This window comes from Fulvivirga lutimaris (genome assembly GCF_009711525.1).
In the GTDB taxonomy this organism is placed as follows: domain Bacteria; phylum Bacteroidota; class Bacteroidia; order Cytophagales; family Cyclobacteriaceae; genus Fulvivirga; species Fulvivirga lutimaris.
In genome coordinates this window covers 1-8078 of record NZ_SMLV01000245.1, presented here as the reverse complement: position 1 = coordinate 8078, position 8078 = coordinate 1, and the positions used below count along the sequence as shown (strand labels likewise).

General features: G+C 37.1%; 8 protein-coding genes. 7 read left to right on the top strand and 1 reads right to left on the bottom strand.

Going from position 1 to position 8078, the window contains the following annotated elements:
• The 6 genes from E1140_RS03210 to secDF form a co-directional block, all read left to right on the top strand.
• Positions 1-915, top strand: a 915-nt coding sequence (locus E1140_RS03210; RefSeq protein WP_155178980.1) for an FKBP-type peptidyl-prolyl cis-trans isomerase, incomplete at its 5' end; no start/stop codon positions are given.
• 1 nt (position 916) lies between these two features.
• Complete coding sequence (locus E1140_RS03205) at positions 917-1789, top strand: FKBP-type peptidyl-prolyl cis-trans isomerase (protein WP_155178978.1); 873 nt, start codon at positions 917-919, stop codon at positions 1787-1789.
• Positions 1789-2367: a non-canonical purine NTP diphosphatase gene (locus E1140_RS03200; RefSeq protein WP_185153401.1), complete on the top strand. Its 579-nt coding sequence runs from the start codon at positions 1789-1791 to the stop codon at positions 2365-2367. The genes E1140_RS03205 and E1140_RS03200 overlap by 1 nt, the downstream gene beginning before the upstream one ends.
• Positions 2368-2369: 2 nt before the next feature.
• Positions 2370-2993 carry a uridine-cytidine kinase gene (locus E1140_RS03195; protein ID WP_185153400.1) on the top strand — a complete coding sequence of 208 codons (624 nt, stop codon included), beginning with the start codon at positions 2370-2372 and terminating at the stop codon, positions 2991-2993.
• 47 nt (positions 2994-3040) lie between these two features.
• On the top strand, positions 3041-3400 hold the full coding sequence (locus E1140_RS03190) for a hypothetical protein (RefSeq protein WP_155178976.1): 360 nt from the start codon (positions 3041-3043) through the stop codon (positions 3398-3400).
• Positions 3401-3479: 79 nt separating this feature from the next.
• On the top strand, positions 3480-6467 hold the full coding sequence (secDF, locus tag E1140_RS03185) for a protein translocase subunit SecDF (protein WP_155178974.1): 2988 nt from the start codon (positions 3480-3482) through the stop codon (positions 6465-6467).
• Between the two features lie 73 nt (positions 6468-6540).
• Here the strand turns inward: secDF and E1140_RS03180 are convergent, their stop codons facing one another.
• On the bottom strand, positions 6541-6948 hold the full coding sequence (locus tag E1140_RS03180) for an Hsp20/alpha crystallin family protein (protein WP_155178972.1): 408 nt from the start codon (positions 6946-6948) through the stop codon (positions 6541-6543).
• A gap of 192 nt (positions 6949-7140) precedes the next feature.
• On the opposite strand from E1140_RS03180, the gene E1140_RS03175 reads away from it, so the two are divergent.
• On the top strand, positions 7141-8078 hold a 938-nt coding region (locus tag E1140_RS03175), incomplete at its 3' end, for an Nramp family divalent metal transporter (RefSeq protein ID WP_155178970.1).

Below are 8078 nucleotides of genomic sequence, written 5' to 3'. Positions count from 1 at the left end.
GTAATGATCTTGGTTGGATTGTTTCAAGCCTGTAATAGCGGTAGTGAAGAGACAACTCCATCTGGATTGAAATATACAGTAGTGAGTAGAGGTAGTGAAGGAGTAGCTCCTAGCGGAAGTTATTTAATGCTAAATATGATCTACAAAGATGATACTGACTCTGTCTGGGTTGATACTAAAGACTCAGGAGTGCCAATTATGATTTTCAAAGAAGATTCTGTTTGGACTAAGAAGGATGGAAGTATTCAAGAGATATTTGTTGAGCTAGGAAAAGGCGATAGTATATCCTTTGATGTTTCTGCAAATGACCTTTTTACAAAAACGTGGCAGGCACCTTTGCCTCCGAGCATTACACCTGAGACAATGATTTCTTTTTTTATTGGAGTGCAGGATGTACTGGATGAAGAAGGTTTAAGAGCTTGGCAGCAAGAAATGCAATCTAAGCAGATGGCTAAGATGGAAGAAGCGGCATCTGAGCAGGTAGCTATTGACGAAGAATTGATAAATACTTATTTATCAGAAAATAATATTGATGCTCAGACTACCGAATCAGGCTTGAGGTATGTTATTACCCAAGAAGGTGAAGGTCCAACCCCAGAAGTAGGGCAAACAGTAGAGGTTAATTATGTTGGCCATGTTTTGAATGGTGAGTTTTTTGATACAAGTATTAAAGAAGTTGCTCAGGAGAAAGGACTTTACAGCGAACAAAGAGAGCCTTATGGACCTCTTGAATTTCCGATAGGACAGGGAGCTGTTATTAGTGGATGGGATGAAGGTATAGCTTTACTCAATAAAGGAGCAAAAGCTACGTTCTATATTCCGTCAGGTTTGGCATATGGCGCAAGAGCGAGAAGTGCTCAAATCCCAGCCAATTCTATTTTGGTATTCGATGTTGAGTTAGTGAATTTTAAATAACATGAGATCATTTAAATTAAGTAGTCTAGTGGTGCTTTTGGGTGCCATGTTTGTTTTAAACGGATGTCTGAATTCAGAGGAAGCACCAACTGATCCTACTTTTGATCAGTTCAATAAAGATTTAGAAGAGATTGATGCTTACCTGGCCTCAAATGGCATAGAAGCTGAAATTGATGATTATACTGCTATTAGATACGTTGTAAATAATCAGGGTACTGGACTGAAGCCATATCCTACTGTTGCAGATTCTTTAATACTATCATATGAGGGCTCTATACTTAAGTCCGGTGTAGTATTTGATGAAGCTACTAGTGAAAAGTTTAGAACATTAAGTCTTTTAGCAGGCATAATTCATTCTGCATCTTTTATACAAGAAGGTGGTAGTGTTACAGCTTATGCGCCTTCGTATTATGGGTTTGGTGATGTTTCAACTGATGTTGTACCAGCTAATTCTATATTGAAATTTGATGTTGCATTGGATAAGGTTCTTGATAGACAATTAATAACAGAAATTGCTGCTATTGATGCTGCACTTGAAGAAGCCAATGAAATAGTTTCAACAGACCCAAGTGGTATAAGGTTCACATTGGAGCAAGGTGGCGGTAATACTCCTAATAGATCAAGTGTTGTTACAGTGAGCTACGAAGGCAGACTATTTAGTACTGGTGAAGTATTTGACAGTAATCCATCAGCAACTTTTAGCTTAGAAAATGTTATCTCTGGATGGCAGATCATGGTTCCTAAAATGCAAGAAGGGGGTAGAATGAGGATGATTTTGCCATCACCATTTGCTTATGGTACTGGTGGTTCAGGTGATGCCATTCCACCTAATGCTATTTTAGAATTTGATGTGGAGCTTATTAGTATAAACTAGTGAAACTCTGTTTTGCTACTAATAATAGGAATAAACTCATAGAAGTCTCTTCTCTTCTAAACGACTCAATTGAACTTTTAAGTTTGTCTGATATTGGTTGTTTAGAGGAGATTGAAGAAACACAGGCTACTATAGAAGGCAATTCACTTCAAAAAGCTGAATATATATTTAACAAATATAATGTTGCAGTTTTTGCTGATGATACAGGACTCGAAGTAGAAGCTTTAAACGGAGAGCCAGGTGTAAAGTCCGCTCGCTATGCTGGTGAGCTAAGAGATAATGAGGCTAATATTCAATTGCTACTTTCTAATCTAAAATCTAAGCCAAATCGTGATGCACAGTTTAAAACTGTAATCACTTTGATTACAGAAAAGGAGAAAGTGCAATTTGAAGGAATTGTAAAAGGTAGCATAGCAGAACAAAAAATGGGTGAGGAGGGATTTGGTTATGACCCAATATTTGTTCCAAATGAATACAATATGTCATTTGCCCAAATGTCAATGGAGGAAAAAAATCAGATTAGCCATCGTGGCTTAGCTGTTAAGAAATTAGTAGATTACCTTAATCAAAATTATTAAGAGTGGCGTTAGATCCTTTTTTGATAGGTATAACAGGCGGCAGTGCTTCAGGGAAAACATTGTTTTTAAATGAGCTGATTAACGAGTTTGGGGAAGACGATATTTGTCTTATTTCTCAAGATAATTATTACTTGGACCGTGATCAGCAAGCCGTTGATGAAAATGGGGTTATAAACTTCGACCTTCCTTCTTGCATTAATAATATTGAGTTTGCTCGAGATATTAAATTACTAAAAGAAGGAAAAGGGTTTACAAGAAAGGAATATACTTTTAACAACCCTGCTGTAACACCAAAGCAACTTATCTTTAATGCGGCTCCAATTGTAATTGTCGAAGGGCTCTTTGTTATGCATTTTCCTGAAGTGAATAAGCTGCTTGATCTGAGGCTTTTCATAGATGCACAAGATCATATTCGTTTGAAAAGGCGGATAATTAGGGATAATAATGAAAGAGGGTATGACCTTGATGATGTACTCTACCGTTTTGAGAAGCACGTTATGCCGACTTATTATAAGTATCTCGAACCGCTTAAATCTGAGGCTGATCTTATTATTCCAAACAATACTCATTTCAAGAATGCACTAGGAGTATTATCTGGGTTTCTGCATTCCAGACTCAAAAGATAATATTGTTTTCTATCAATAAATCTTTAGATTTGCCCCGCTTTCAATAAATGAGCAGAAGAAATAACATATCGAAATTTAAGAGTTCAGTAAGTCTGGTAGCAGGTATATTGGCCGCTGTAGTGATCTTATTCACTCAAAGTTTCTATTTCGATTATGCTACAGAAACTGAAAGCAAAATAAAAACAGAGCAGTCTGATAATACGGATGAAGATCAGACCATTCTAAAAATTGGTTCTGAGGCAGTAGCTCAAGTAGCTCAAGTAAGTTTACAAAATGTACTCCACTTCATTTCTAATATTTACTTAGACAACTCACAACAAAATCATATTGAATATAAGCCTAAGCCTTTATTCAATGCCTATTTCCATACCTTATTCAGGTTAATAATATCACCCAACGCCCCTTAATAGGGATAGGTGATGTAGTCGAATTAGTGAGCTTCGCTCACTCCAAATAATAAATTCATTCTTTTTAAATTTTATAAAAATGCAAAACAAAGGTGCGGTTGTTACTCTAACAATCATTATTACGCTGCTATGCGTATATTATTTATCGTTTACGTTTGTTTCTCGTGGTATTCAGAAAGATGCTGTAGAATATGCCACTGATGATACAGGTGTTGTTGATCTTGGTAAGAAGCAGAACTATTTAGATTCTGTTTGGAACCTTCCTGTTTATAACCTTTTTGGTATTGAGTATACCTACAAAGAAGTTAAGGATACAGAATTAAGCAGAGGTCTTGACTTGCAAGGTGGAATGCATGTAACCTTAGAAGTTTCTCCTGTAGACATTATAAAAGGACTTAGTGGAAACAGTACGGATCCACAATTTAATGAAGCCATCAAAGCTGCTAAGGAAAAGCAGAGAAATAGCCAGGAGAGGTTTGCTTCATTATTTTACCAGTCATATTCAGAAATTTCTCAAAAGCCATTGGCAGATATTTTTGCTAATGCGGCTAATAGAGGAAGAGTAAGCAGAGGTGATTCAGATGACGCAGTGATGGATGTAATCGAAAAGGAAATAGAAGATGCTATTGATAGATCATTCATTATTTTAAGAACTCGTATTGACCAATTTGGTACTTCGCAGCCAAACATTCAAAGACTTCAAGGAACTGGTAGAATCCAAATTGAGATACCAGGTGCTGATAACCCTGAGAGAGTAAGAAAACTATTGCAAGGTGTTGCAAAGTTAGAGTTCTGGGAAGTAGCAGAGCCAACGGAGTATAGCAATTCACTTATTGCTATTAATGATCTTTTAGTTAAAGAACAGCAGAAGGCTTTTGAACAAGATAAGTCTGGTGCTGCAGAAGCAGCTACAGAAAATCTTAGTGATGCACTTTCTGCTGATACAACACAAACTGATGATCTTGGCGCTGCGCTTGAAGGTCAGGAAGTTGATTCTTCACAAAATAAATTGGATTCTCTATCCGCTCAGATATCGCCACTATTTGCTTTATCAAGAGCTGGTGGAACATTAATTTACGATGTTAGAGATACGACTGAAATTGGCAAAATCATAAGAAGACCAGATGTAAAGAGTTTGCTTCCAAGAACTATCAAACCTTTGTGGGAAGTGAAGCCAACAATGAATGAACAGACCGGTGAAGAGTTGTTGCAATTATACTTTGTGAAAGTAGGAAGAGGAGGTCAAGCTCCGTTAACTGGTGAGGTAATCACTGATGCTAGACAAGATTTAGATGAGTATGCTCGTCCTGCAGTAAGTATGCAGATGAATGCTACCGGCACCAGAGTATGGGGTAAAATGACAAGAGAAGCAGCTAATAGAAATCCAAGAGGAAAAATTGCTATTGTGTTAGATAATCTTGTTTACTCGGCACCTGGAGTAAATGGGGAGATACCTAATGGTAACTCTCAGATTTCTGGAAACTTCACTTTAGAAGAAGCAAAAGATTTAGCAAACATATTGAAAGCCGGTTCTTTACCAGCTCCTACAAGAATTGTTGAGGAGGCTATAGTAGGGCCAACATTGGGTCAGCTGGCTCAGAGCCAAGGTATTGTTTCAATACTTGCCGGTTTGGGTATGGTTGTGTTGTTTATGGTAGCATACTACGCAAAAGGTGGTTTGGTTGCCAACATTGCTTTAGTTTTCAACATATTCTTCATTCTTGGAATTTTAGCTCAGTTTAATGCTGCGCTTACACTCCCTGGTATGGCGGGTATAGTACTTACTATTGGTATGTCTATTGATGCCAACGTACTTATTTTTGAGAGGATTAGAGAGGAAATGAAAAATGGTGTTAAGCTTAGAGAAGCGATCACCATGGGTTATAAAAAGGCTTTTAGCTCTATTGTTGATGCTAACGTTACAACCTTACTTACGGCAATCATCTTATTTGTATTAGGTCAGGGACCTATCAAAGGATTTGCTATCACATTGATGATCGGTATTTTCTGTTCGTTCTTCTCAGCAGTTTATATTACTAGAGTAGTTGTTGAGTGGATGGTTGGTAGAAGAGATGATGCTAAAGTTTCATTCTCTACACCTTTTTCTAAAAACCTCCTGTCAAATACTAATATTGATTTCATGGGCAAAAGAAAAATGGCCTATGTATTCTCAACAGTATTTATTGTTATCGGCATGGCCTTAACATTTACTCAGGGTCTTAATTTAGGGGTAGACTTTCAAGGAGGTAGATCTTATATCGTAAACTTTCAAGACCCTGTTGTTGCCACAGACATGAAATTGGCACTTAGTGAGTCATTTGAAAATGCCGGTACAGAGGTGAAAAACTTTGGCGGTAATAATATTATGAAAGTAACCACTTCTTATCTGGTAAATGATGAAACTGATGGTGCAGATGATAAAGTAAAAAATGCTTTAGTAAGTGGGGTAGAATCATTCACAGGATTGAAATATGTAGCTGATGATTCCCAAGTTGATGACAAGCGTTTTTCAATCTCAGGATCTTCTAAAGTAGGAGCAACTATTGCTGATGATATCAAGAGCGCTTCATTTGAGGCTGGTATTTTTGCCATCATCGCTATCTTCCTTTACATCTTAGTGAGGTTTAGAAAATGGCAATTTAGTACTGGTGCTATTATAGCATTGGTGCATGATGCTGCCTTTGTATTCTCAGCTTTCGCTATTGCAGGCTTATTCGGAATCAAATATGAAATTGATCAAGTATTTGTAGCTGCGATACTTACAATCATAGGTTACTCAATAAATGACACTGTGGTTGTATTTGACAGAATTAGAGAGTACTTAAATCTTGGTACAAGCAATGACCGTTTGCAAATTTTCAATCAGGCAATTAATGGTACACTTAATCGTACTATGATGACTTCATTGACAACACTTGTTGTTGTGTTGATCTTATTCCTATTTGGAGGTGAAGTATTGAGAGGTTTCTCTTTTGCATTATTGATTGGTATCATGGTTGGTACTTATTCATCTGTATTTGTGGCTTCTCCTATCGTTGTTGATTTGGATAAGAAGAACCTTAAGTAAATAAGGACTTTATAAAACAAAAAGAGGCTGCCTATTTAATAGGCAGCCTCTTTTTGTTTCCTTGTGTATGTAATTACTTAACCGTAATTACATTTTTGATTTTTTTGTCTTCACTTACTGGAAGTGTTAACCTTAATATACCATTGTTATACTCTGCAGTTATCTTCTCTCTATCAATCAAATCATTCAATTTGAACGTTCTTTTAAAAGAACCATAATTTGACTCTAGCTGAGTATAATTCACTCCTTCTGGTCGTTTTCTTTCACCACTGATAATCAGTGTTTTTTCTTCTAAGTCGACAATGAAATCACTTTTCTCCATACCTGGAGCTTCTAGTAGCAATGTAAACTCCTTTTCACCTTTTATGATATCTACTGCTGGGTAGAATCCATTGTTAGGTGTTTGCAATACATTTTCTAAAAGATCGCCAAAAGTACTTGGCACGAAATCGTTAAGCGGGTTATATCTTACTAGTTTCATAGTTATAAAATTTAAAGTTTATTTTCCCTCACTGTCTATCAAAATTGTACCAAGCCCAAAAAAGTATAATTAAGCCAATTTTTAATGACATAATGTCTTAAAAATAGTAATATTCAATTTTTTAGTAAGACAAAATGACATATTTTGTCTTACGCCAGACTAATGTATATTAGGAGATTAGTTTATTTTTTTATGAATTCAAACGTTAGAAATTTTATTAAAACCCTTGGTCCGGGTATTGTCTTTGCTGGAATGTGTATTGGGGTTTCTCATCTTGTTCAATCTACCCGAGCTGGTGCTGATTATGGCTTTGTATTATTGCCAGCTGTCCTGGCAGCAGTAATTTTCAAGTATCCGTTCTTCGAGTTTTCTTCAAGGTATACAAGCGCTACGGGTGAAAGTATATTGCATGGCTATGCTAAACAGGGCAAATGGATTCTGTGGTTATATGCGCTTGTTACAGTGGCAACAATGTTTATTGTAACTGCAGCTGTAACTTTTGTAGCAGCAGGTCTTATGGGTAATTTGTTTGGCCTAGATCTGGACACTGACAAGCTTGCAGGAATCATCTTTATTATATGTGTTGTAGTTCTTGGTGGAGGTAAATATAATGCGCTGGACGGCCTTTTGAAGATGGTTAGTTTTGTTCTATTGATCAGTACAATAACAGCTGCCTTTATTGCCTTTTATAATGGTGGTGCAGACATAAGTTCGGATTTTGTTCCCAAAGAAGTAATGTCTGGCTCTGGTATCATCTTTCTGATCGCACTCATGGGTTGGATGCCTACAGCGGTAGATATGTCTACCTGGACAGGATTATGGGCTGAAGAACGAATAAAACAAACGAGCTATACGCCCACTTTAAAAGAAACACTGCTAGACTTTAATATTGGCTACGCCATTACCGGTGTGCTTGCTGTGATATTTCTATCTCTGGGAGCACTTGTGATGTATGGTAGCGGGACAGAACTGTCTAATAACTCTACAACATTTGCCGGGCAGCTTATTGGCTTGTATACTGGCTCTATTGGCGAGTGGAGCTATTTGATCATAGCTGCGGCTGCTTTCAGTACCATGTTCAGTACATCAATTACTGTTGTTGATGGTTATGGTCGGGCCATGGATAGAAT